Raw genomic sequence first — 24,294 nt, forward strand, 5'->3', positions numbered from 1 at the left:
GAACGCTCATGAAGGCAGGTCCGCTCAGCGGGCTGAAGGTGGTCGAACTCGCCGGGCTCGCGCCGGGGCCGTTCGCCACGATGATCCTCGCCGACCTCGGTGCCGACGTCGTCCGCGTCGACCGCGCGCAGCCGGGGGAGGACGTCCTCGGCATCCAGACCGACCCGCTCGCCCGCGGCCGCCGGTCCGTCGGCATCAACACCAAGACGCCGGAGGGTGTCGAGCTGGTGCTGAAGCTGTGCGACGGCGCCGACGTCCTCATCGAGGGCTTCCGCCCGGGCGTCGCCGAGCGGATCGGGCTCGGCCCCGACGTCGTGCACGCCCGCAACCCGCGGCTGGTCTACGGGCGGATGACCGGCTGGGGCCAGGACGGGCCCTTGGCGAAGGCGGCCGGGCACGACATCAACTACATCGGCATCGCCGGCGCGCTCGAGCCGATCGGCCGCGCGGGCGAGCGGCCGGTCCCGCCGCTCAACCTCGTCGGCGACTTCGGTGGCGGCGGGCTGCTGCTGGCGATGGGCATCCTGGCCGCGCTGTACGAGCGGAACACGTCCGGCCGCGGCCAGGTCGTCGACGCGTCGATGGTCGACGGCGCCGCGCTGCTCACCACGAGCCTGCACGGCATCAAGGCGGCCGGCCTCTGGTCGGAGGGCCGCGGCGAGAACATGCTCGACGGCGGCGCGCCCTTCTATGACACGTACGAGACCGCGGACGGCAAGTACGTCGCCGTCGGCGCGATCGAGATGCGGTTCTGGAGTGCGCTGGTGCAGGTGCTGGAGCTGGACCCGGCGGAGCTGCCACTGCACATCGACCGGACGCAGTGGCCGCGCCTGCGCGAGATCGTGGCGGGAGCGATCGCGAAGCACACGCGAGACGACCTCGTGGCGCGCGCCGAAGGCACCGACGCGTGCCTGACACCGGTGCTGTCGCCCGAAGAAGCGGCGTCACACCCGCACAACGCGGCACGCGGCACGTTCGTCGAGATCGGCGGCATGGTCCAGCCGGCGCCGGCCCCGCGGTTCGACCGCACGCCGCCGTCGACGCCGGAAGCCCCGCGCGCCAAGGGATCCGACACCGAGGCGGTCCTCGCGGAACTGGGCGTCACGGACCTCGGCGCCCTGCGCGCGGCGGGGGTGATCGCCTAGGGCTTGGCCCGGTCGGAGCGCACGACCGAGTAGATGACGTGGTCGCGCCACTCGCCGTCGCGGAAGTCGTAGCCGCGAAGGACGCCTTCGCGGGTGAAGCCGGCTTTTTCGAGCGAGCGCTGTTCGGCGCGGTTGCCGGCCTCGGTCGTCGCTTCGACCCGGTTGAGCTGGGTGTGGGCGAAGAGGTAGTCGACGAGCAGGCGCTGGGCCTCGGTGCCGTAGCCGTGACCGCGGGCCTCCGGGGCCAGCACGAGCCCGATGTTCCAGCAGTAGGACATCGGCCCGGTGCGGGTCCGGTGCCACGAGACGAGGCCGAGCACGCGCCCGCCCAGCGTCGGCACGAGCATGCCGGTGTCGGTGGTCAGCATCCCGGTTTCGAGCCACCGGCGGCGCAGATAACCGGGATCGTGCCACCCGAACCACTGGTGCTCCCCGGCGGCGACGGGATCGTTGGTCAGCCGTTCCAGGAGATCGAGATCGCTTTCGGCCACCGGCCGCAGCTCCACTCTGACACCGTCGTCATCCATCCGCAGACCTTATCGGCCGCTTGACCGGAACAGCGCAGGCTTCACGGAAGATAACTCGCTAGAGGCACCACCCGTGACGGAAAAGGCATCACCCGTGACTGGACGGGCATCACCCGTGACTGGACGGGCATCACCCGTGACTGGACGGGCATCACGTGTGATGCCCCTTCAAGCACGGGTGATGCCTTCCTGATCACGGGTGATGCCCGTCGGGTCACGCGAAGGTGCCGTGGCGGCCGTCGCCGGCGGTGAAGCGGGCCGCGCCGTCGACCGCCTCCGCCGCCAGGACTCCCTGGCCCATCGCCGCGGCGAACTCCGCCGTCAGCGCGTCCTGCTCGGACTCGCCCCACTGCGCCAGCGCCGACCGCCGGTCGCCGCGCAGGCACGCCTGCGGGAACGCCGCCAGCTGCCGGGCCAGCTCCTGGGCCGCCGGCACCGCCTCGCCCGCCGGGACCAGCCGGTTGGCCAGGCCGATCTCGAAGGCCTCGGTCGCGTCGACCGGACGTCCGGTGAGGATCAGGTCCATCGCCCGGGACTGGCCGATCAGGCGCGGCAGCCGCACCGTCCCGCCGTCGATCAGCGGGACGCCCCAGCGGCGGCAGAACACGCCGAACACCGCCGTCGTGTCCGCGACCCGCAGATCGCACCACAGGGCCAGCTCGAGCCCGCCCGCGACGGCCGGCCCGGAGACCGCCGCGATCACCGGCTTGCCGAGGGCCATCCGGGTGGGACCCATCGGGCCGTCCCCGTCCGGGTGAGTCCGGTTCATCCGGTCGGTGCCGACGGCCTTCAGATCGGCCCCGGCGCAGAACGCGCCACCGGCTCCGGTCAGCACCGCGACGGCTGCGTTCGGGTCCGCGTCGAAGGCGCGGAAGGCGTCGGCCAGCTCCGCCGCTGTCGGTCCGTCGACGGCGTTGCGGGCCGCCGGCCGGTCGATGGTGATCGTCGTGACCGCGCCGTCCCGCCGCACCAGCACGTTGCCGGACATGGCCGCTCCCGGGGTGATCGAGGTGTCTTCCGTGCACGCCTTCCCTACAGTATTGGAGTGGCCACTCCCAGGACGGGGACGGCGAGCCGGGGAGGAAGCGCATGTCGGGCGGCGTGAAGAAGGTTCTCATCGTGGGCGTGGTCGCGCTCGTGCTCTTCCTCCTGATCACCCAGCCCACCCAGTCCGCCGACTTCGTGCACCGCGTGCTCGGCTGGTTGAAGGACGGCGCCGAAGCGATCGTCACGTTCTTCCGGGCCCTCTTCTCCTGACTACCGTGCGTGTTAACGGACGGTAAATCACCCAGTGTCACCAATCCCGGATTTCGGACTCCGGCACTCGACCATCCGGGTGGATTGCGGCCGAAAACGCGCAGGTCGTCGAATTCGTGGCATCCGGGGTCTGGCGAAGGAGACCACCCCGGCCCTACGGTGCTCACATTGCGTGATCGGGTGGTTCGCCATCCCCCCGGAGAACCCCGGTACGCAGGCAGTTTCCACTCAGCAAGGTGCAGGTTGGTGCGTGCGGCACCACCGCGTGGGGCAGGCGTCAGGGCCTGTCCGTCGGGGACCTACAAGGAGGCAGGGATGACCGGAGATCCCGGAGTGGACGCGTTGATCCGGCAGTGGGCCGCCGAGCGCGAGAGGACTCCCGAGGAGCAGGAGGTCGACCGCATCGCTTCCGCGTGGCTGGCCGACGCACCCGCGCAGGCTCCGGGCATTCCCGGCCAGCGCGCCCGGACCGGCCAGTCGCGGTTCGTCCCCGTCGAGTCGGCCGACCCCGGCTACCTCGCCGCGATGCGCAGCCGCCTGCCGGAGGTGCCCGAAGAACTCCTCACCGCCGCCGCGGGCTGGTGGCAGATGGTCGGCGGCGTCGCCGAAGCCGAGGAGTGGTGGGACGCCGGCATCAGCCCGCTCGACCAGCGGGCCCTCGACTACCGGGCGGCCGGTCTCGCGCCGTCCGACCTGAGCCGCCGGCTCGGGCCGATGACCGTCCTGCAGCACCTGCGCCGCGGCAGCGCCCCGGCCTGGTGCGTGGCGCGGCTCGCGCGGCAGCAGAAGTCCGCCTGACGAGACGTTTTCCACTCGGCCGGGTGACCCGGCGTGGTGAGACGATCGGGACGGCCCGCGTAACGCTAGCCTGCGCGGGCTCGTTGACAGTTCGTCGACACACGCTGGAGGACCGGAGTTCGTGCGCACCAGGACCGGAAAGACCGAGGACGACCCGATCGGCGCTCACGCCGAGGAAGCCGCCCCCGCCGCACCGGCACCGCGCGCTCCGGGCGTGGCCGTGCTCACCCGGCTGATCGTGGTCCTCGCCGTGCTGGCCGTGGCCGGCGGCGGGATCTGGCTCGTCACCCGCGCGGCAACGCCGGAGGCGAGCCCGACCACGACCGAGATCCCCGCGTTGCAGGTCAAGGCGGCCGACGTCCGCCCGGGCTCGGTCGCCCCGGCCGGCGGCGCGGTGGCGGGCGGAGCCGAGCAGCAGACGTCGCCCCAGCAGGCCCGCCCGCGCGAGACGGGCCCGGCCACGCTGTCCGAGTGGGCGGCCCAGGTCGCGGCGGCCACCGGCGTCCCGGCGCGGGCGTTGCAGGCCTACGGCAACGCGGAGCTGGCGCTGCGCGCGAACCAGCCGGGCTGCAAGATCTCGTGGGCGACGCTCGCGGGCATCGGCCGCATCGAGTCCAACCACGGCCAGTACGCGGGCGCGGTCCTCGGCGCGGACGGCCGCCCGTCCAAGCCGATCATCGGGGTCCCCTTGGACGGATCGGCGGGAGTCCGGGCGATCGGCGACACGGACGGCGGCCGCTACGACGGCGACGCCGGCGTGGACCGGGCGGTGGGCCCGATGCAGTTCATCCCGAGCACGTGGCGCAAGTGGGCGTCGGACGGCAACGGCGACGGCCTGGGCGACCCGCAGCAGATCGACGACGCGGCCCTGGCGGCGGCGCGGTACCTGTGCGCGGGCGGCCGGGACATGGCGAGCCCGAGCGGGTGGTGGGCGGGGATCCTGTCGTACAACAACTCGACGGAGTACGCGCAGAAGGTGTTCGGCCTCGCGGACGGGTATGCGAAGGCGGCGCAGTCGGTGCGCAAGCAGGGCTGAGAGCCCGGCCACCCTGCTCCGCAGTCGGGCGTCGCCTCTCAGCCGGCCAGTGCTAGCGTCGAAGCGTGCCAGCTTCCGAGACCGCCTCCCCGTGGGGACGGCGGATCGCGATCGTCGCGACCTGCCTGGTGAGCCTGCTCGTCTGCTGCGGGCTCGCCTGGTGGCAGTGGGACCGCTTCACCTCCGCGAACGGCACCTTCCAGAACCTCGGCTACGTCCTGCAGTGGCCGCTGTTCGGGCTCTTCCCCGCCTTCATGTTCTGGCGGATCCGCAAGCTCAACCAGAAGGCGGCAGCCGAGCCCGAAGCGCCCGCCCCCGAGAAGCCCGAGGTGCCCGCCCCTCGTCCCCGCCCGGACACCCAGGTCGCGGACGAGGACGAAGAGCTGGCCGCCTACAACCGTTACCTGCGCGAGCTGAACGCCCGCGACCAGCAGGCCGCAGAGTGAAGAGCAAGAGTGAGGACGACGACCCGATGACCACCAGCACCGAAGGCGCCCGGACCGCCGTGCCGCTCGACGGCCCCCTGGCCCGGTTCCGCACCGCCGCGTACGTCACCGGTGTCGGCCTGCTCGGCCTCTGCTTCGTCATGGTGCTGCGGTACGCCTTCGGCAACGCGGCGCCGTCGGCGGTCTACTCGCCCATCCACGGCGTGCTCTACATGATCTACCTGGTGCTCACCATCGACCTGGCGATCAAGGCCCGCTGGTCGATCAAGGGCACCGTGCTGGTCCTGCTGGCCGGCTGCGTCCCGTTCGTCTCGTTCCTCGTCGAGCGCCGGGTGACGCACAAGGTCAAGGCCGGGCAGAAGCTGTACTGAGTCGATCGTTACCAATCCGGCCACAGTCACGGCCGAACGATTTTGCGGCAACGGTTACGTGCCGCGCGTAGGGGGTCGGCCTACTTTCCGGCCGGATTGGTAACCCGGCGGAACGTCAGCGCCACCAGCACCGTGCCGGCCGCGAACGCCGCGGCCGTCGCGAACGCCGCCGTCATGCCGTCGACCGTCAGCTGGGCTCCCGTCGTGCCCGCCGAGCGGGTGACCGAGCCGAACACCGTGACCAGGACGGCCAATCCCAGCGTGCTGCCGACCTGCTGCATGGTCTGTAGCACGCCGCCCGCCGCGCCCGCGTCCTCGCCCGGCACGCTCGCCATCACGATCACGTTGAGCGGCGCGAACGACAGCCCGCCGCCGAGGCCCATCAGCAGCAGCGGCCCGAACAGCGCCGGGAAGTACGTGCTCTCGGTGGTGAGCAGGGTGAGCCAGCCGACGCCGGCGACCATCAGGATCGAGCCGGTGACGGCCAGCGGCTTCGGCCCGTAACGGGGGAGCAGCCGCGGCACGAGCCTGCTCATGGTGAAGATCAGCGCCGCCATCGGCAGGAACGCGAACCCGGTCGCGAGCGCGGCGAAGTGCCGGATGTCCTGCATGAACTGGGTGAGGAAGAAGAACATCGACATCATCGCCATCGGCCCGAGGAAGAAGTTGACGTAGGCCGCGCTGCGGTTGCGGTCGGCGAACAGCCGCAGCGGGACCAGCGGCAGCGCGGTGCGGGCTTCGACGGCGACGAAGACGGCGAGCAGCACGAGGCCGGCGGTGAGCGAGCCGAGCGTCACCGCGTTGCCCCAGCCGTTCGACGCGGCGTGGGTGAAGGCGAACACGAGCGCGCCGACGCCGAGGGTGCCGGTGACCGCGCCGGGCAGGTCGAGGTGCGCGCGGCGGCGTTCGGGTTCCGGGACGAACCGCGGCGCGAGCAGGGCGATCACCAGGCCGAACGGGACGTTGATGAACAGCGCGGCGCGCCACGAGATCCACTCGGTGAGCAGGCCGCCGACGATCAGGCCGATCGCGAAGCCGCCGCTGGACATCGCGGAGAACAGCGCCAGCGCCCGGACGCGGGCCTTGGCTTCGGTGAACGTCGTCGTGACCAGCGCCAGGGTGCTCGGGCCCGCCATGGCGGCGCCGACACCCTGCAGCACGCGGGCCGCGATGAGCAGCGCGGCCGAGTCGGCGAGCCCGCCGGCCAGCGACGCGAGCGTGAACACGGTGGTGCCCACGACGAACATGCGCCGCCGGCCGAACAGGTCCCCCGCCCGGCCGCCGAGCAGCAGGAGGCCGCCGAAGACCAGGCTGTAGGCGGTCATCACCCAGGACAGGCCGGTGGCGGAAAACCCCAGTTCGGACTGGATGCGCGGGAGGGCCACGTTCATGACCGTCGCGTCGAGAACGAGCATCAGCTGGCAGATCAGGATGATCGCGAGGACCAGCCCGCTGCGGTGGGGGCGCGCCGGTACGGGCGCGCGGTCGAGCGTCTGTTGCGACAAGGAATACTCCCCCGAGGAGTAAGAGGAAGAAGCGGAGATGTTCTCCACTTGGCTGTGGTCAGATAATATGGAGAGCGTCTCCGGATGCGCAAGTGAATTCGGAGAATCTCTCCGGTTAAGTGGCGAGGAGGCCGGGATGCCGGGCGGGGACACGGCACGTCCGATGCGGGCGGACGCGCGCCGCAACTACGAGCGCATCGTCGCGACGGCGAAGGAGCTCTTCACCGCGCACGGTGCCGACGTGCCGCTCGACGACATAGCCAAGACGGCCGGCGTCGGCGCGGGCACGCTCTACCGGCACTTCCCGACGCGCGAGAAGCTGTTCGAAGCGGTCTACCGCGAGGAGATCACCGTGCTCGCCGACCGCGCGTTCGTCCTGCACGACGAGCTGCCGCCGTGGGAGGCCCTCGAAGCCTGGCTGCTCGCCCAGGTGACCTGGGTGGTCGAGCGGCACAAGCTGGCGACGATCCTCAAGGAGTCGATCGACGCCGGCTCGGAGACCTTCCAGTACTGCCAGAAGCGGCTCCGCGAGGCGACGGGCGTGCTCGTCGAGACGGCGCAGGAGGCCGGGCTGGTCCGCCCGGACGTCGTCGGAGCGGACGTCCTCCGGCTCGGCCACGGCGCCGGGATGGCCGTGCGCAACTGCACCCCGGAAGAGCGCGAGCGCGTGCTGGACGTGATCTTCGCCGGCCTGCGCGCCTGAGGGCGGCTCAGCTCCCGATGCCGGTCATCGAGCGGACCTCCATCTCGGCCTGCTTCTCGGCGTCCGCCTTCGGCCGGCCCACCAGCGTCCCGACGAACCCGCACAGGAACGAGAACGGGATCGACACCAGGCCGGGGTTCTTCAGCGGGAACCAGGCGAAGTCGATGCCCTTGAAGATCGCGTCCGGGGCGCCCGAGACGACCGGCGAGAACAGCACCAGCACCAGGCACGCGATCAGCCCGCCGTACATGCCCCACAGCGTGCCGGTGGTGTTGAACCGCTTCCAGAACAACGAGTACAGCAGCGTCGACAGGTTCGCCGACGCCGCCACCGCGAACGCCAGCGCCACCAGGAACGCGACGTTCTGCCCGTTCGCGAGCACGCCGCCGACGATCGCCAGCACGCCCACCACGATCGCGGTCAGCCGCGCCACCCGGACCTCGTCGGCCGGTTCGGCCTTGCCGCGCTTGAAGATGTTCGCGTAGACGTCGTGGGCGAAGGAGGCCGACGCGGTGATCGTCAGCCCGGCCACCACCGCGAGGATCGTCGCGAACGCCACCGCCGCGATGACGCCCAGCAGCAGCGTCCCGCCGATGTGCAGCGCCAGCAGCGGCGCCGCCGAGTTCTCGCCGCCCGGGGCGTTCTTGATCTCGTCCGAGCCGACCAGCGCGGCCGCGCCGAAGCCGATCACCAGCGTGCAGCCGTAGAAGATGAGCATGCAGACCGTGGCCCAGACGACCGAGCGGCGCGCCTCCAGGGAGTTCGGCACCGTGTAGAAGCGCATCAGCAGGTGCGGCAGCGAAGACAGGCCGAGCACCAGGGCCAGCGCCAGCGACACGAAGTCGAGCTTGGTGGTGCCGTCCTTGCCGTAGGAGCCGCCGGGTTCGAGGAGGCGCTCGCCCAGCGGGCTCTTCTCGGTGGCGGCCGAAAGCAGGTTCGAGAAGCTGAAGCCGTACTTGCCGAACAGGAACACCGCGATCAGCACGACGGCGAGCATCAGCACGCCGGCCTTGATGATCTGCACCCACGTGGTGCCCTTCATCCCGCCGACCAGCACGTAGAGGACCATGACCAGGCCGACCACGCCGATGATCAGCGCCTGCCCGAGCCGGGTGTGGATGTCGAGCAGCAGCGCGACCAGGCCGCCGGCGCCCGCCATCTGCGCCAGCATGTAGAAGAGGGAGATCACCAGGGTCGACGTCGCCGCGGCGGCCCGGACCGGCCGCGGCCGCATCCGGAAGCTGATCACGTCGCCCATCGTGAACCGGCCGGTGTTGCGCGTCAGCTCGGCGATCAGCAGCAGGTCGACCAGCCAGGCGACCAGGAAGCCGATGGAGTAGAGGAAGCCGTCGTAGCCGTGGACGGCGATCGCGCCCGCGATGCCGAGGAACGACGCCGCCGACAGGAAGTCGCCGGAGAGCGCGATGCCGTTCTGGCGTCCGGTGAAGGCGCTGCCCGCGGCGTAGTAGTCCGACGTCGAGGAGTTCCGGCTGCCGGCCCGGTAGACGACGTACAGCGTGATCGCCACGAACAGGCCGAACACGGCGGTGTTGACGACCGGGTCGCTGGCGGTCAGCCCGCCCGCCGCGAGCGCGGTCATCGGCGCTTCTCTTCCACCAGGCCCGCGCGTGCCCGCAGCTCCTCGACCCGCGGGTCGAGGCGGCGGCGCGCGTAGCGCAGGTAGAGCCAGGTGACCAGCGCGGTGCTGGCGAACTGGCCGAGCCCGAGCAGGATCGCGACGTTGACCTGGCCGAACACCTTGCGGCTCATGAAGTCGTGCGCGTAGGCGGCCAGCAGCACGTAGGTCATGTACCAGGCGAAGAAGGCGAAGCTCATCGGGAAGACGAACCAGCGGAACCGGCGGCGCAGCGAGACGAACTCGGGGCTGGCCTGGATCGCGGGGTAGTCGGGGCCCGAGGGGGCGGGGCGGCGGTGCTGGTCCCCGGCGGGCAGGACCGGGATCCGGCCCGTCTCCTCGAGGGCGTTGCCCGGCGCGGGCCGCGCTACGTCGTACATGGTGCCTCCGGCAGAGTGCCTCCGTGGCGGCGGGTCCGGGCGCCTGCGGGCAGGGCGCCGGACCGCCCTTGCGGACTGCGAGGGCACATCGTAACTACGCCGTCCGGACGCACTCGAAGGCGGCCGACCGCCCGGTCGGTTCGTACCGGCGGTATTCGTTTTCCCGTCGGTCACGTCGAATGGGTGACCGGCGACAACGCACCGCGGAGAACGTCCGTAATGCCGAAAAGAATTGTGACGGGTGGTTGTCCGAGACGGATCTGCGTTGCGGCAAACGGGGTAACGCCGCTGGTCGCCTCGCCGACCTGGTCACCGAAGGTAGCCAAATGGCGGGCTTGATCCTGCTCGCGGGTGTCATCGGGCTGGGGGAGTACGGCGAAGATCCACTGGTCAGCGTAGGGTTCCGAAAGAAATCACCAGGTCGGGGCGGGGGAACGCGCAACGCCACAACATCGGGCACATCTTGGGCCTTGACCCACCCGTTGGTGGTACGGAGTGTAGATCGACCGAGGGATGCTGCTACCCTGCCTGGGCTAATCGGGTGACGGCCGGATGCGACAAGCGCCCGCGTCCGGTAACCGGAATTCCCTCTTCGGGGGCGGTGAGGCGGAATGGCGTGGCCCGCGTCCGGGCGCGAAAGCACTTTTCGCAGGTCAGCGCCCGAACGGGGAACACAATTGACCCCTACGGCGTCGGGGGTACGATTCTTTGGCCCAGCTGACCACAGCGATCGATTGGCACCGATAAAGTTGATCTCGATCACCGTGCACAACGCAAGTTGCGACGTGCACGTGCATAGTCCCGGGCACACTCCCGGGCACGGGACGAGGCGGTGCCCGCTCGGGGACGAGCGCGTGGCCGGCGGGGCAGCCGGGGACGAGCGAGGGCGCCGGGGAAGCGGCAGGGCAGGGACGGCACGACCGTCCGGCGGCCCGCCGCGAGCCGGGACGCCCCGCCGCCGACGCGGATCCATGACGCCGGACAGGGAGTCACTCACGTGACCGTTGCAGGAGAAGGTCAGGTGCCCGTCGGGGAACTGCTCGGCCGAGCGCCCCGGCAGTCGAAGGGGAAGGCCCTGTGGCGCGCGCTCGTGCAGTGGCGCGACTGGAGCCTGCCCGTCAAGCTTTCGGCCGTCACGGTCGTGCCCATCGTCCTCGCGCTGGTGCTGGGCGTCGCCACGATCGCCGCGCAGGTCGGCCGCTCGGACGAGTACCAGCGGCTCGACCGGCTCGTCGCGCTCGGCGGCGGGGTGCGCGCGCTCACCTCCGCGCTCCAGCAGGAGCGCACGGTCACCGCGGCGATGCTGACCGAGGGCACCGTCGGCGGCACGCCCGAGCTGGCCGCGGCGCGCAAGGCCACCGACGCCGCGACCGCCCCGTTCACCGCGGCGCAGGCCAGGGCCGCCGAAGCGGAGCCCGGCGTGGCCGGACCCGCGGGCGCGGCGACGGCCCAGGTCGGCAACCTCGCCTTCCTGCGCCGCCAGGTCGACGGCGGCCAGCTCGACCCGGGCCAGGCCATCACGACGTACTCCGCCCTCACCGGATCGCTCATCAGCCTCGACACCGCGGCCACCGCGGGCGCCGGCGACGGCACCCTCGGCGGCATGCCCGCCGGGCTGCACGAACTGCTGGTGGCGGGCGAGCAGGTGTCGCTGAGCCAGGCTCTCGTCTCCTACGGCATCGGCCGCGGCGGGCTGACGCCGAGCGAGCTGGCCACCCTGCGCGCCGCCGAGCTGCGGCTCGCCGACCGCCTCGTCGACTTCCGCTCCGCGGCGGGCGACACGCTGCAGCGCGACTTCGCGGCGATCGCCGAAGGCACGCAGGCGCAGAGCCGGGCCCGGATGGTCGAGACGGTGCTGAACGCGCAGAGCAGCACGGTCGACGACGCCTTCCGCGCGCTGTCGGCCGCCGACTGGGCCGCCGCCTCTGCGGCGATGCACACGCAGATCGTCCAGATCGCCGACCGGCTCGGCGCGTCGGCGGCGCAGACCGCGGCGGAGCTGGTCGACTCCTCCAGCAGCGGCGCCGGCCTGCTCGCGGTGCTGCTGTTCGCCGCGATGGTGCTCGCCGTCGCGGTCGTCTTCCTCATCACCCGCCAGCTGCTGCGCTCGCTGAAGGTGCTGCGCCGCAGCGCCCTCGACGTCGCCGAGACCGCGCTGCCGGAGGCGGTCCGCAACATCCAGGAGGGGCGCGCGCAGGCCACCGACGTCCAGCCGGTCCCGGTGCACACCGACGACGAGGTCGGCGAAGTGGCGCGCGCGTTCGACAAGGTGCACCACCAGGCGCTGCGGCTGGCGACCGAGCAGGCCGCGATGCGCACCGGCTACGGCAGCGTCTTCGTCAACCTGTCGCGGCGCAGCCAGAGCCTGGTGCAGCGGCAGCTGCAGCTGATCGAGCAGCTCGAGCGGGACGAGGAGGACGCCGACCAGCTCGCGACGCTGTTCCAGCTCGACCACCTCGCCACCCGGATGCGGCGCAACAACGAGAACCTGATGGTGCTCTCGGGCGCCGAGCCGGGCCGCCGGTCGGGGAAGCCGGTCGGCACCACCGACATGCTCCGCGCCGCCGTGTCGGAGATCGAGCAGTACCAGCGGGTCCAGGTGCAGCCGCCGCCCCCGGCCCGGATCGTCGGCTACGCGGCGAGCGACCTGATGCGCCTGGTCGCCGAGCTGCTGGACAACGCCGCGGCGTTCTCCGCCCCGGAGACCACGGTGACCGTGGCGTCGCGGCTGGGCGAGGACGGCTCGCTCCACATCGACATCCTGGACAAGGGCATCGGGATGAACGAGTGCGAGGTCATCGAGGCGAACACCCGGCTGACCGAGGCCGGGTCGGTCGACCTGGTGACGTCGCGCCGGATGGGCCTGTTCGTCGTCGGGCGGCTGGCCAGCAGGCACCGGATCGGGGTGTCGCTGCACGGCGGCAAGGACATCGTCGGCGTCCGCGCCACGGTCGTGGTCCCGCCGGAGCTGGTGATGCCGGTGACCGACGGCCCGGCGACCGGCCCGATCGGCGCCCTGCAGCAGCACCCGGCCAGCCCGGCGGCGGGCAACCAGCTGCCGCGCCGCCCGGTCAACGGCGCGACCCGCCCGCGGCCGGTGGTGCCGCAGCAGCCGGCGATGGGCGAGGAGCGGTGGCCGTCGGCGAGCGACCTCGCCGGCCTGTCCGGTGGCGTGCGCCCGCCGTCGGACCTGGAGATTTCCGGGACGGCCCTGTTCGCCCCGATCACGAAGGACGGCGACGTCCCGCCGCAGCGCCCGCCCCTGCCGCCGGTGCCGGCGGTGCTGCCGCTCCCGCAGCAGCCGCCGCGCGCGGACGACCTCCCGGCGGGCAAGGACCTGTTCACGGCCAACGAGACGACGCTCAGCGACTGGTGGCAGGAGGCGACGGCGGGCGCCGAGCCACCCCCGCCGGCCCCGGCCCCGGACCGCTCGGAGACGACGCCGATCTTCGACGAGATGCTGTCGGCGTGGTTCCGCGAGGACAAGCCGGCCGGTTCCGAGGAAGAACCGGCGGCCGCCCAGGAGGCCCCGCCGGAGGAGCGCCGCAGCTGGGACTTCGCGAGCGACGAGAACTTCCGCACGGTCGAGGAGCGGACGAAGGCCGAGCCGACGGCGTTCACGGACGCGGGCCTCCCCCGCCGCCGCCGCGGCGAGCAGCTCCTCCCGGGCAGCGCAACGCCGATTTCCCCGGCGGCAACCCCGAAGCCGGCCCCGGCCCGCCCGGACCTCCCGGTCCGCGACCCGGCCGACGTGCGCGGGCGCTTGAGCAGCTTCCAGCAAGGAGTCACCCGCGGCCGCCGCCAGGCCGCGGCCAAGCGAGTCCGCCCGACCCAGCCGGCCCCGGGATCCGCGACGGGGCAGGGGCTGGGCACGGCCCAGTCGTCAGGGCAGGCGGCGCAGGCAGGAGCAGGTGCCCAGCCGGCGGTCGAGCAGAGCGCGGGGGCGGCGCAGGCAACCGGTTCGGCGGCCGTGCCGGATTCGCAGGCCACACCGGCTGGTTCGGCGAACGCACCGCAGCAGCCGGGTGCCGCCGAGCAGGCCGTCCCGCAGCAGCCGGGTGCCGCCGAGCAGGAGCCGGGCTCGGAGCAGACCGCACCGCAGCAGGGCACAGGGCAGCAGGGGGCAGCGCAGCAGGCACCCGCGGCTGGTCAGCAGGCGTCCGCCGCCGGGCAGGCATCTGCGGCGGCCTCGCAGGAAGCGGCGGCCGCTGCGCAGGCACCCGCGGCCATTCCGCAGGCTCCTGCGGCCACCTCGCAGGCGCCCGCACCCGCTCAGCAGGCACCTGCGGCTGGTCAGCAGGCGTCCGCGGCCGCTGGGCAGGCTCCTGCGGCCACTTCGCAGGCGTCGGCGGCTACTCCGCAGGCACCCGCGGGTGGCCAGCAGGCGTCCGCACCCACTCAGCAGGCACCCGCTGGAGAGGCACCGACCCCGCAGCCGGACGAGGCAGCTCAGCCCGGCCGGCGGCCCCCCGCGAACGGCACCCTCCCCAGCCGCCGCCCGAGCGGGACCGTGATCCCCGCCGGCTCGGCGTCCGGCACCCTCCCGCAGCCGAACGGCCGGCACCCGGACATCTTCCAGGAATCCGGGCAGCTGCCGCTCCCGGACTCGGTCGCCAACGGCCGTCCGGCCGTTCCGCCGGCCTCGCTCCCCAGCCGGAAGGCTCCGGAGACCCCCGCTCCGCGCCGCGAAGAAAGCGCCGTCGAAGCCACCGCCGAGTGGAACTTCGGCACGGACGACGGCTGGCGCGCGGTGCAAGCGGTGTCCCAGTCGACACCCTCCACCTTCACTTCGGCAGGATTGCCCCGGCGCCGTCGCGGGGAGCAGCTGCTCCCGGGCAGCGCCGGACCGTCCACCGGGGCCACGGCCCCCCGACCACAACGGGACGCGCACGACGTGCGCGGCCGCCTGCGGAGCTTCCAGCAGGGCATCGAGCGCGGACGCCACCGCACCGCACAGGCGGCCGAGAACAACCACGAGACCTTGGAGGGTGAATGACCTCGCCGAGTAGCGCTCAGCCGACGCAGAACCAGTTCGGCTGGCTGGTGAACGACTTCGCGGAGCGGGTGCCCGGCGTGGCCCACGCCGTGGTCGTCTCGGCGGACGGCTTGCTGCTGACCGCGTCGAACCGGCTCCCGCTCGACCGGGCCGACCAGCTCGCCGCGGTTGCGTCCGGGCTGGTCAGCCTCACCCAGGGCGCCGCCCGCTGCTTCGAAGCCGGCGCGGTCAACGAGACCGTCGTCGAGATGGAGCTCGGGATCATGGTGCTGATGTCGATCAGCGACGGGTCCTGCCTCGCCGTGCTCGCCGCCCCCAACTGCGACATCGGCCAGGTCGCCTACGAGATGACGATGCTCGTCGACCGGGTCGGCCAGATCCTCACGCCGGAGCTGCGCGCCCAGCTTCAGGGCTCCGGGGGGTCGCTGATCGGCGAACCGGTGGGATGATGGCGCGATGAGCACGGGGTCCGGATTCGACGGCGAACCACCCGCGGGGCACAGCCCCGGCGGGCGTGGGGACGACGGCACGTTCGCCGACGTCCTCAACGGGTTCACGCTGGATTCCGGCCGTGCCCGCCGGAAGCGCAAGAAGAGCAAGGAGTCCCCGCCACCCCCGGCCGCCGGTGCGTACGCGGCCGCGGATCCGCCGGCGTCCGCGCCGTCGGCCGACCAAGGAGATCGTGTGACCTCTTTAGTCTCGCCACCCGGCAGTACCGACGGGGACAGCCCCAGACCAGGTGGTTTGTTCGACCCGGGGCCGCCCAGCGGCGAATTCGTCATGCCCGCGGTGTTCGAGCAGCCGCCCGCGCCCGAGGAGCTGACGGCGATCGTCCGGCCCTACGCGCTGACCGGCGGCCGCACCCGGGCCAATTACGCCCTGGAGCTGGAGACACTGATCTCCGCGAAGGACTACGCTGCCACCGGTGGCTTCCCCGAAGTGGCCGCGGAGCAGATCGAGTGCATCTCGATCATGGAAGAGTGCCGGACCCCCCGTTCGGTCGCCGAGATCGTTTCGGCGCTGCGGGTGCCTCTGGGCGTGGCCCGGGTGCTGATCAGCGACGCGGCGGACGCGGGGCTGGTCACGGTGCACAAGACGATTACGGGCAATGACGGCGCCGAGGCACATCTGGTGTTGATGGAAAGGGTTTTGAGTGGACTCCGTCGGCTTTAAGGCACCGCGGGACACCGCGCCCCCGACCATGACATCCGCCAAGATCGTGGTGGCTGGCGGCTTCGGTGCGGGGAAGACGACCTTCGTCGGGTCGGTGTCGGAGATCGTGCCGCTGACCACCGAGGCGATGATGACCGACGCCAGCGTGGGCGTCGACAACCTCGACCACACGCCGGGCAAGTCGACGACCACGGTGGCGATGGACTTCGGCCGGGTGTCGCTGGACGCGGACCTGATCCTCTACCTGTTCGGCACGCCCGGGCAGCAGCGGTTCTGGTTCATGTGGGACGACCTGGTCCGCGGCGCCATCGGCGCCGTCGTGCTGGCCGACACGCGCCGGCTGGCCGACTCGTTCGCGCCGATCGACTTCTTCGAGGACCGCGGGCTGCCGTACATCGTCGGCATCAACACGTTCGACGGCGTGCTGGAGCACGACATCAACGACGTCCGCGAGGCGCTGTCGATCGACCCGAACATCCCGATCGTCCGCTGTGACGCCCGGGACCGCGAGTCGACCAAGCAGACGCTGATCACGCTGGTCGAGTACGCCATGCGGCAGTGGATCGCGCTGCGGGCGGCCAACGCGCGCTGACACGGTGGGCATCCAGGCCCGGGACGACCCCGGGCCCGGAGGCACCGCTCACGCACGGCGGTAGCGCAGCAGCACGACCTGGTCGTCGAAGATGCGCGACTGCGCCAGTTCCAGGCCGAGCCGCGCGGCGCCCTCGGCGAACGGCCGCTTGCCGCCGCCGAGGACGACAGGGTGCACGAACACCTGGTACTCGTCGATCAGGCCGCGCGCGGTGAGTTCGCCGGCCAGTTCCGCGCCGCCCATGAGCAGCACGTTCTCGCCCGCTTCGGCCTTGAGGGACGCCACCGCTTCGGTCAGGTCGCCGCCGAAGACGCGGGTGTTCCAGTCCGCCTTCTCCAGCGTCCGCGAGAACACGATCTTCGGCGTCGCCCGCCACACGGGCGCGAACGCGATGTCGTGCGGGTGGTCCGAGATCGACTCGGCGTCCGGCCAGTACGACGACATCATGTCCCAGACCTTCCGCCCGTAGGCGAACTCGCCGGCGCGCGCGCTCAGCTCCTGCGAGTAGGCCGACAGCTCCGGGCCCATCACCGGCCAGTCGAACTCGCCGTTCGGGCCCTCGACGCAGCCGTCGAGCGAAACGTGGACCATGTAGACGATCTCGCGCATTTCCATCTCCTCTGTCGGTATCGGACACTGTGCGGTCTGACACCAGGAGGTCGGAGCCGAGGACGGCGACCGGACACCGCCGGCGAAAAAACTTTCAGTACTCGTCGTGCCGGCGCCACCACGAGCCGGGAGCGTCGTCGCCGCGGCTCTCCTCTTCCCACGCCTCCTGCCGCCCCAGCGGCGTGATGTCGAGGTACCGGTGCGAGGCCAGGAACATTTCACCGCCCCGGCCGGAGGTGAAGTAGGTCCGGAAGACGTCGTCGCCGTCGCGGAGGAACACGCTGACGCCGAAGCCCGTGCCGACCCCGCAGTCCTCGGTGAAGCCGCTGCCGTGCGCGGACACCCACGGCACGTCCCAGCCCATGCGCGTCTTGTACCGCTCGATCTCGGCGAGGGTGGCGGGCGCGGCGACGGTGAGCGTGACGTCGCGGGCGTGCAGGTGCGCCAGGTGCGGCAGGTTGTCGACGAGCAGGGAGCAGCCGGGGCAGCCCGCCTCGTCGCCCGGGTGCAGCATGAAGTGGTAGACGATCAGCTGGCGGCGGCCGTCGAAGAGGTCGAGCAGGCTCTTCTCCCCGTCGGCGCTCTCGAACCGGTACTTCGCGTCGAAGCGGACCATCGGCAGCCGGCGGCGTTCGGCGGCGAGGTGGTCGGCCGCCTTCATGTGTGCCTTCTCCTTGGCGAGCAGCGCGTCGCGCGCGGCCTGCCACTCTTCGGGCGAGACGACGGCGGGCAGGGTGGCGGTCATCGGGTGTCCTTTCGTCGGATGAAGCCGGTCAGGTCCTCGAAGCAGGAGGTCCAGCCCTCGTCGTGGGCGTCGCGTTCGGCGACGGCCGGGAAGCCGGTCTGGACGAAGGTCATCTCGGTCTTGCCCCCGACGTCGGCGAAGCCGATCGTCACGAGCGTCTCCAGTTCCTGCGCCTCCCAGGCGAAGGTGAACACGAGCCGGTCGGGGGCGCTGACTTCGCGGTAGACACCGCGCATCCAGTGGTCCTCGCCTTCGGGGGAGTGGATGCAGGCCCGCCAGCGGCCGCCGGGACGCGGGTCGACGGTGACCGCGGAGCAGGTGAACCCCTGCGGACCGAACCAGCTCGCGAGCTGGTCGGGCTCGGTCCAGGCGGCGAAGACGAGGTCGCGCGGGGCGTCGAACACGCGGGTGATGGTGAGGTCAGGCATCGCCGGTCAGGCTCCTCAGGTGCTCCTCGAGGCGGTCGAACCCGTCGTCCCAGAAGCGGCGGTAGGTCGCCACCCAGTCGGCGACGTCTTCCAGTGGCTTCGCCTCCAGCCGGCAGGGCCGCCACTGCCGGGTGCGGCCGCGGGTGATCAGCCCGGCCTCTTCCAGGACCTTCAGGTGCCGGGACACCGCGGGCAGGCTCATCGGGAACGGCTCGGCGAGCTCGTTCACGGTCGCTTCGCCTGCCGAAAGGCGGGCCAGGATGGCGCGCCGGGTCGGGTCGGCGAGGGCCGAGAACGTGCGGCTCAGCGTGTCTGTCATTTCACCATCCTGTTAATTAACGCACTTGTTAAAGATAGGCACGAGCTGGTGGTTGTCAAGGTTCTCCCGGGCTGCTGTGAGAGCTGCGTCACGGGTCATCGGGTTTCCAATAGTAGGAAGCCAAAGTATTTTGGAGGGATGAGCAGCGAGCTGTACCGCCCCGTGCACCCCGTCCGGTTCGTCACGGCGTCGAGCCTCTTCGACGGCCACGACGCGTCGATCAACATCATGCGGCGGATCCTGCAGTCACAGGGCGCGGAGGTCGTCCACCTCGGCCACAACCGGTCGGTCGACGAGGTCGCCACCGCGGCCATCGCCGAGGACGTCCAGGGTGTCGCCATCTCCGCTTACCAAGGCGGGCACGTCGAGTACTTCTCCTACCTGGTCGAGCTGCTGCGCGAGCGCGGCGCCGGCCACATCAAGGTCTTCGGCGGCGGGGGCGGGGTGATCGTGCGCGAGGAGATCGAGCTGCTGCACTCGCGCGGCGTCGCCCGCATCTTCTCGCCCGAAGACGGCTACGAGATGGGCCTGCCGGGCATGATCAACATGATGATCAAGGCCTGCGACGTCGACCTCGCGGCCGAGGCCCCCGCGCTGGACAAGGTGCTCTCCGGGGACGTCGCCGCGCTGTCGCGGGTCATCACCCAGCTGCAGGCTTCGACGCTGTCCAGCGACCTGCTGGGCGGGATCACCGAGGCCGCGGGCAAGCGCGAGGTTCCGGTGCTCGGCATCACCGGCACCGGCGGCTCGGGCAAGTCGTCGCTCACCGACGAGCTGATCCGCCGCTTCCGCCTCGACCAGGAGGACAAGCTGCGGATCGCGGTGCTCGCCGTCGACCCGTCGCGGCGCAAGGGCGGCGGCGCGCTGCTCGGCGACCGCATCCGGATGAACTGCCTCGACGGCTCGCCGGTGTACTTCCGCTCCCTGGCCACGCGCACGACGTCGGGGGAGATCCCGGCCGGGCTGAGCGAGTCGATCCTGGCCTGCAAGGCCGCCGGGTTCGACCTGGTGATCGTCGAGACACCCGGTATCGGCCAGGGCGACGCCGGCATCGTCGACTACGTGGACGAGTCGCTGTACGTGATGACGCCGGAGTTCGGCGCCGCGTCGCAGCTGGAGAAGATCGACATGCTCGACTTCGCCGACGTCGTCGCGATCAACAAGTTCGAGCGCCGCGGCGCCGAGGACGCCCGCCGCGACGTCGCCCGCCAGCTGGTGCGCAACCGCGAGGCCTTCTCGGAGGGCCCCGAGGACATGCCGGTGTACGGCACGAGCGCGGCGAAGTTCAACGACGACGGCGTCACCGCGCTGTACCAGTACCTGCGCGGCCTGCTCGCCGAGCGGGGCCTCGGCGTGTCGGCGGGGACGCTGCCGAAGGTCGAAGGCAAGGTCTCGACCGACGCCTCGACGATCATCCCGGGCAACCGGGCTCGCTACCTGGCCGAGATCTCCGAGGCCGTGCGCGGCTACCACGCGAAGACCGCGCAGCAGGTCGCCGCGATCCGCAAGTACGAGGCCCTGAAGACCGCGCGTGACGAACTGTCCAACGTGGACGCGTCGACCGACGCGCTCGACGGTCTCATCGCCGCCGCCGAGTCCGCTGTGGACGGCGAGTCGACAAAGCTCCTGGCGCGGTTCACGGCGCTGGCCGAGGAGTACCGCCAGGACGAGCTGGTCGTCAAGATCCGCGACAAGGAGCTGCGCACGCAGCTGTGGCGCGACACGCTGTCGGGCAACCGGATCCCGCGCGTGGCCCTGCCGCGCTACGCCGAGTCCGGCGAGCTGCTGTCGTTCCTGCGCCGCGAGAACCTGCCGGGCTACTTCCCGTACACCGCGGGCGTGTTCCCGTTCAAGCGCGACGGCGAGGACCCGGCGCGGATGTTCGCCGGCGAGGGCGACGCGTTCCGCACCAACCGCCGCTTCAAGCTGCTGTCGGCCGACTCCGAGGCCAAGCGGCTCTCCACGGCGTTCGACTCGGTGACCCTCTACGGCCACGACCCCGACACCCGCCCGGACATCTACGGCAAGGTCGGCACCTCGGGCGTGTCCATCGCGACGCTCGACGACATGAAGGTCCTCTACGACGGCTTCGACCTGACCGCGCCGAACACGTCGGTGTCGATGACCATCAACGGCCCGGCGCCGACGATCCTCGCGTTCTTCCTCAACACGGCGATCGACCAGAAGGTCGAGGCGTTCAAGGCCGAGCACGGGCGCGAGCCGTCGGACGCCGAAGCCGCCGAGCTGCGCGAGTGGGTGCTGCGCAACGTCCGCGGCACGGTGCAGGCCGACATCCTCAAGGAGGACCAGGGTCAGAACACCTGCATCTTCTCGACCGAGTTCAGCCTCCGGATGATGGCCGACATCCAGGAGTGGTTCATCGACCACGGCGTCCGCAACTTCTACTCGGTGTCGATCTCCGGCTACCACATCGCCGAGGCCGGGGCGAACCCGATCTCGCAGCTGGCGTTCACGCTGTCCAACGGCTTCACCTACGTCGAGTCGTACCTCGCGCGCGGCATGGACATCGACGACTTCGCGCCGAACCTGTCGTTCTTCTTCTCCAACGGCATGGACGCGGAGTACTCGGTGCTCGGCCGGGTGGCGCGGCGGATCTGGGCGGTGGCGATGCGCGAGCGCTACGGCGCGAACGAGCGGTCGCAGAAGCTCAAGTACCACGTGCAGACGTCCGGGCGGTCGCTGCACGCGCAGGAGATGAGCTTCAACGACATCCGTACCACGCTGCAGGCGCTGTGCGCGCTGTACGACAACGCGAACTCCTTGCACACCAACGCGTTCGACGAGGCGATCACGACGCCGTCGGAGTCGTCCGTGCGCCGCGCGATGGCCATCCAGATGATCATCAACAAGGAGTGGGGCCTGTCGAAGAACGAGAACCCGCTGCAGGGTTCGTTCGTCATCGACGAGCTGACCGACCTGGTCGAGGAGGCCGTGCTGGCCGAGTTCGACCGCATTTCCGAGCGCGGCGGCGTGCTCGGCGCGATGGAGACGGGCTACCAGCGCGGCAAGATCCAGGACGAGTCGATCCTGTACGAGCGCAAGAAGCACGACGGCTCGCTGCCGATCATCGGCGTCAACACGTTCCGCAACCCGCACGCGGGGGAGGAGGACGTCGAGGTGGAGCTCGCGCGGGCGACGGAGGACGAGAAGCAGTCCCAGCTGGACCGCCTCGCGGACTTCCAGCACCGCCACCACGAGGAGGCCCAGCAGGCGCTGAAGGCACTGCGCGAGGCGGCCACCCGCGGCGGCAACCTGTTCGGGGTGCTGATGGACGCCGCGCGGGTGTGCTCGCTCGGGCAGATCACGGAGGCGTTCTTCGAGGTCGGCGGCCAGTACCGGCGCAACGTCTAGCGGCGGACCGCGGTCAGCCGCCAGACCGGCGCCGGCCGCGGGGTACCGATGTCCCACGGCATCTCGCGGCCCATCGGGGTGGCGCCCTGGTAGCGATCCACCCCGGTGGTAGTGGTTGAGCATGAAATTCGGGATTTCGACGTTCGTGACCGACGAGGGCATCCGGCCCGACGTCCTCGGTGCCGCGCTGGAAGAACGCGGCTTCGGCTCGCTGTTCCTCGCCGAGCATTCGCACATCCCGGTGAGCCGGGAAACCCCGTACCCGGGCGGCGGCGAGCTGCCGCGCGTGTACTACCGCACGCTCGACCCGTTCGTGGCGCTGACCGCCGCGGCGACGGCGACGTCGGAGCTGCTGCTCGGCACCGGGATCGCGCTGCTGGCCCAGCGCGACCTGATCCACACGGCCAAGGAGGTCGCGTCGCTGGACCTGATCTCCGACGGCCGCGCGCTGTTCGGCGTCGGCGTCGGCTGGAACCGCGAGGAGATGCGCAACCACGGCACCGACCCGAAGACCCGCGGCGCGCTGATGGACGAGCACCTGGCCGCGCTCAAGGAGATCTGGACGAAGGACGAGGCCGAGTTCCACGGCGAGCACGTCGACCTCGACCCGATCTTCAGCTGGCCGAAGCCGGTGCAGAAGCCGCACGTCCCGATCTACATCGGCGGCGAGAGCGAAGCAGCCCTGAACCGCCTGGCGCGCTATGGCGACGGCTGGCTCCTCCGGGGCTACACGAAGTACCAGGAGGCGCAGCGCGTCCGCGGCTGGCTGGCCGACCAGGGCCGCGAGGACGTGCGGTTCGCGGTTTTCGGCGGCCCGACGACGCCGAAGGTGATCGACGGCTTCCGCGAAGCCGGCGTCGAGCAGTACACGTTCCTGCTGGACACGCTGCCGGAGGCGGAGACGCTCAAGGCCCTCGACGAGCTGGCGAAGGTGGCCGCCGCGCACCGCTGAGGCCCGGCCACGGGCCGAGCTCCGGAAGGTCACCGGCGAGGCCCTCGCCGGTGGTCCGGCCGGCCAGCCAGGCGGCCAGGTCCCGCACGGGCCCGGTGACTTCGGTGCCCCCGGCGCCCCAGCGGCGATCGCCGGCCCGGGCCGCGACGCCGCCGGGCAGGCGCTCGGCGAGGAAGTCCACCGCGTGGACGGCGAAGTCCTCGGGCCAGTCGGCCACCCCGATGCCGACGTCGAGGTCGACGGCGTGGATCCAGACTTCCCGCCACCGCGCGAAGACCGTGCTGGACAGCCTGCCGTCGCGGTAGTCGACGTGCTGGTCCCAGTCGCGGACCCGGGCCCAGGCGTCTTCCAGGCGGACGGAGTGCCGGAGCAGGGCGCGCCGGTGCTCGTCGGCGGTGCGGCCCGCGGTCGCTTCGATGATGCCGTCGCGGTCGTGCGTCCGCGGGTCGTAAAGCGGGGCGAGGACGCCGAGCAGGGCCTTTTCGACCAGGTCGGCGAGCGCCCGCCCGGCGTCGGTGACGTGGGCCAGCACGTGCCCGCGCGTCCAGCCGGGCAGCGGTGACGGCTCGCGGACCTGCTCGTCGGTCAGCTCGTCCAGCGCGTGGTGCAGCCGGCGGTGCGCTTCGGCGACCGCCGCGACCGGGATCACTTGTCCAGCAGCAGGTGCACCGACAGTTCGAGGCGGTTCGCGACGTCGGCCGCCGAGGCGCGGCGGGTGACCCAGGCCACCAGGTTGGCCATCCAGACGTCGGCGACCACGTGGAAGATGTCGCGGTCGGCCTCGGTCGGCTCGGCGATGCCCATCGCCTTGGCGAACATGTTCTCCATCAGCCGCCCGACCTGCTCGACCTCGGCGGCGGCGGAGGTGTCGGCGAACATGAACGCGCGCACCATGGCCTCGGTGAGGTGCGGGTCGCGCTGCATCATGCGGGTGTTGCGGCCGAGCACGAACATCAGCCGCTCGGCGGGCGTCTCGCCCGGGATGGCCTGGCGCTCCAGCTTCTCCTGCGCACGCTCGAACTCGCGGGCCAGCCCGGAGACGAGCAGGTGGATCTTCGAGGGGAAGTACCGGTACAGCGTGCCGAGGGCGACGTCGGCCTTCTCGGCGACGGCACGCATCTGGACGGCGTCGTAGCCGCCCTTCGAGGCGAGCGCGAGGGTGGCGTCGATGATCCGGCGGCGGCGGTCGCGCTGGGCGGCCGAGCCGAGTTCGTCGGCACCGATCGCGCTCAGGCCGTTGCCGCGGGCCTTGGTCTTGCCTGGCATCGGCATTCCCCCGTCCTTCGGAACTTGTTCCAGTTCAC

General features: G+C 71.5%; 24 protein-coding genes. 13 read left to right on the plus strand and 11 right to left on the minus strand.

The genetic code is table 11. The features are described from left to right. Window positions 1-8 precede the first annotated feature (8 nt). On the plus strand, window positions 9-1,145 hold the full coding sequence (locus I4Q55_RS26630) for a CaiB/BaiF CoA-transferase family protein (protein ID WP_206791398.1): 1,137 nt from the start codon (window positions 9-11) through the stop codon (window positions 1,143-1,145). On the opposite strand, the gene I4Q55_RS26635 is transcribed toward I4Q55_RS26630, so the two are convergent. Beyond that, the gene (locus I4Q55_RS26635) at window positions 1,142-1,672 is read right to left on the minus strand and encodes a GNAT family N-acetyltransferase (protein ID WP_206791399.1); all 531 of its coding nucleotides are present in this window, start codon (window positions 1,670-1,672) and stop codon (window positions 1,142-1,144) included. The genes I4Q55_RS26630 and I4Q55_RS26635 overlap by 4 nt on opposite strands. 214 nt (window positions 1,673-1,886) lie before the next feature. Further along, entirely contained in the window at window positions 1,887-2,660 is a 774-nt protein-coding gene (locus I4Q55_RS26640) for a crotonase/enoyl-CoA hydratase family protein (RefSeq protein WP_206791400.1), read from the minus strand. Between the two features lie 101 nt (window positions 2,661-2,761). Between I4Q55_RS26640 and I4Q55_RS26645 the strand changes: the two genes are divergently transcribed. The 5 genes from I4Q55_RS26645 (at window position 2,762) to I4Q55_RS26665 (ending at window position 5,580) form a co-directional block, all read left to right on the plus strand. After that, the gene (locus I4Q55_RS26645; RefSeq protein WP_206791401.1) at window positions 2,762-2,929 is read left to right on the plus strand and encodes a hypothetical protein; all 168 of its coding nucleotides are present in this window, start codon (window positions 2,762-2,764) and stop codon (window positions 2,927-2,929) included. Window positions 2,930-3,244: 315 nt separating this feature from the next. After that, on the plus strand, window positions 3,245-3,727 hold the full coding sequence (locus I4Q55_RS26650) for a hypothetical protein (RefSeq protein WP_013224355.1): 483 nt from the start codon (window positions 3,245-3,247) through the stop codon (window positions 3,725-3,727). A 121-nt stretch (window positions 3,728-3,848) separates the two neighbouring features. Continuing rightward, window positions 3,849-4,763, plus strand: coding sequence for a lytic murein transglycosylase (locus I4Q55_RS26655; RefSeq protein WP_206791402.1), 915 nt, complete (start codon window positions 3,849-3,851; stop codon window positions 4,761-4,763). Window positions 4,764-4,828: 65 nt separating this feature from the next. Further along, complete coding sequence (locus I4Q55_RS26660) at window positions 4,829-5,209, plus strand: hypothetical protein (protein WP_206791404.1); 381 nt, start codon at window positions 4,829-4,831, stop codon at window positions 5,207-5,209. 26 nt (window positions 5,210-5,235) lie between these two features. Next, window positions 5,236-5,580 carry a DUF3817 domain-containing protein gene (locus tag I4Q55_RS26665; protein WP_206791625.1) on the plus strand — a complete coding sequence of 115 codons (345 nt, stop codon included), beginning with the start codon at window positions 5,236-5,238 and terminating at the stop codon, window positions 5,578-5,580. 80 nt (window positions 5,581-5,660) lie between these two features. On the opposite strand, the gene I4Q55_RS26670 is transcribed toward I4Q55_RS26665, so the two are convergent. After that, complete coding sequence (locus I4Q55_RS26670; RefSeq protein ID WP_206791406.1) at window positions 5,661-7,085, minus strand: MFS transporter; 1,425 nt, start codon at window positions 7,083-7,085, stop codon at window positions 5,661-5,663. 136 nt (window positions 7,086-7,221) lie between these two features. Between I4Q55_RS26670 and I4Q55_RS26675 the strand changes: the two genes are divergently transcribed. After that, complete coding sequence (locus I4Q55_RS26675) at window positions 7,222-7,788, plus strand: TetR/AcrR family transcriptional regulator (protein ID WP_206791408.1); 567 nt, start codon at window positions 7,222-7,224, stop codon at window positions 7,786-7,788. Between the two features lie 7 nt (window positions 7,789-7,795). Here the strand turns inward: I4Q55_RS26675 and I4Q55_RS26680 are convergent, their stop codons facing one another. Both I4Q55_RS26680 and I4Q55_RS26685 read right to left on the minus strand, forming a co-directional pair. After that, entirely contained in the window at window positions 7,796-9,388 is a 1,593-nt protein-coding gene (locus I4Q55_RS26680; protein ID WP_206791410.1) for a cation acetate symporter, read from the minus strand. Beyond that, complete coding sequence (locus tag I4Q55_RS26685; protein WP_206791412.1) at window positions 9,385-9,804, minus strand: DUF485 domain-containing protein; 420 nt, start codon at window positions 9,802-9,804, stop codon at window positions 9,385-9,387. The genes I4Q55_RS26680 and I4Q55_RS26685 overlap by 4 nt, the downstream gene beginning before the upstream one ends. Window positions 9,805-10,825: 1,021 nt before the next feature. Here I4Q55_RS26685 and I4Q55_RS26690 point away from each other — a divergent pair. The 4 genes from I4Q55_RS26690 to I4Q55_RS26705 are packed head-to-tail and all read left to right on the plus strand — an operon-like array spanning window position 10,826 to window position 16,565. After that, complete coding sequence (locus I4Q55_RS26690; protein WP_206791627.1) at window positions 10,826-14,800, plus strand: nitrate- and nitrite sensing domain-containing protein; 3,975 nt, start codon at window positions 10,826-10,828, stop codon at window positions 14,798-14,800. Continuing rightward, window positions 14,797-15,249: a roadblock/LC7 domain-containing protein gene (locus tag I4Q55_RS26695; RefSeq protein ID WP_004561253.1), complete on the plus strand. Its 453-nt coding sequence runs from the start codon at window positions 14,797-14,799 to the stop codon at window positions 15,247-15,249. Before I4Q55_RS26690 ends, I4Q55_RS26695 begins: the two co-directional genes overlap by 4 nt. A 7-nt stretch (window positions 15,250-15,256) precedes the next feature. Further along, complete coding sequence (locus I4Q55_RS49400; RefSeq protein WP_242546803.1) at window positions 15,257-15,973, plus strand: DUF742 domain-containing protein; 717 nt, start codon at window positions 15,257-15,259, stop codon at window positions 15,971-15,973. Window positions 15,974-16,001: 28 nt separating this feature from the next. After that, entirely contained in the window at window positions 16,002-16,565 is a 564-nt protein-coding gene (locus I4Q55_RS26705; RefSeq protein WP_004561255.1) for an ATP/GTP-binding protein, read from the plus strand. 48 nt (window positions 16,566-16,613) lie between these two features. Here I4Q55_RS26705 and I4Q55_RS26710 read toward each other — a convergent pair whose 3' ends face one another. From I4Q55_RS26710 to I4Q55_RS26725, 4 genes are all read right to left on the minus strand, one after another. After that, the gene (locus I4Q55_RS26710) at window positions 16,614-17,174 is read right to left on the minus strand and encodes a dihydrofolate reductase family protein (protein WP_206791414.1); all 561 of its coding nucleotides are present in this window, start codon (window positions 17,172-17,174) and stop codon (window positions 16,614-16,616) included. Between the two features lie 94 nt (window positions 17,175-17,268). Continuing rightward, window positions 17,269-17,919, minus strand: coding sequence for a DUF899 domain-containing protein (locus I4Q55_RS26715; protein WP_206791415.1), 651 nt, complete (start codon window positions 17,917-17,919; stop codon window positions 17,269-17,271). Further along, window positions 17,916-18,347 (minus strand): SRPBCC domain-containing protein, encoded by a 432-nt coding sequence (locus I4Q55_RS26720; protein WP_206791416.1) that lies wholly within the window; start codon window positions 18,345-18,347, stop codon window positions 17,916-17,918. Before I4Q55_RS26720 ends, I4Q55_RS26715 begins: the two co-directional genes overlap by 4 nt. After that, window positions 18,340-18,666: a helix-turn-helix transcriptional regulator gene (locus tag I4Q55_RS26725; protein WP_206791417.1), complete on the minus strand. Its 327-nt coding sequence runs from the start codon at window positions 18,664-18,666 to the stop codon at window positions 18,340-18,342. Before I4Q55_RS26725 ends, I4Q55_RS26720 begins: the two co-directional genes overlap by 8 nt. A gap of 138 nt (window positions 18,667-18,804) precedes the next feature. Between I4Q55_RS26725 and icmF the strand changes: the two genes are divergently transcribed. Both icmF and I4Q55_RS26735 read left to right on the plus strand, forming a co-directional pair. Beyond that, window positions 18,805-22,038 carry a fused isobutyryl-CoA mutase/GTPase IcmF gene (gene icmF / locus I4Q55_RS26730; RefSeq protein ID WP_206791418.1) on the plus strand — a complete coding sequence of 1,078 codons (3,234 nt, stop codon included), beginning with the start codon at window positions 18,805-18,807 and terminating at the stop codon, window positions 22,036-22,038. 121 nt (window positions 22,039-22,159) lie between these two features. Further along, window positions 22,160-22,990, plus strand: coding sequence for an LLM class F420-dependent oxidoreductase (locus I4Q55_RS26735; protein WP_206791419.1), 831 nt, complete (start codon window positions 22,160-22,162; stop codon window positions 22,988-22,990). On the opposite strand, the gene I4Q55_RS26740 is transcribed toward I4Q55_RS26735, so the two are convergent. Both I4Q55_RS26740 and kstR read right to left on the minus strand, forming a co-directional pair. Next, on the minus strand, window positions 22,944-23,639 hold the full coding sequence (locus I4Q55_RS26740) for a maleylpyruvate isomerase family mycothiol-dependent enzyme (RefSeq protein WP_206791420.1): 696 nt from the start codon (window positions 23,637-23,639) through the stop codon (window positions 22,944-22,946). The two genes, I4Q55_RS26735 and I4Q55_RS26740, sit on opposite strands and share 47 nt — an antisense overlap. Continuing rightward, on the minus strand, window positions 23,636-24,262 hold the full coding sequence (kstR, locus tag I4Q55_RS26745; RefSeq protein WP_091307891.1) for a cholesterol catabolism transcriptional regulator KstR: 627 nt from the start codon (window positions 24,260-24,262) through the stop codon (window positions 23,636-23,638). The genes I4Q55_RS26740 and kstR overlap by 4 nt, the downstream gene beginning before the upstream one ends. Between the last annotated feature and the right edge of the window lie 32 nt (window positions 24,263-24,294).

Source organism: Amycolatopsis sp. MtRt-6 (assembly GCF_017308975.1).
Classification (GTDB): Bacteria; Actinomycetota; Actinomycetes; order Mycobacteriales; family Pseudonocardiaceae; genus Amycolatopsis.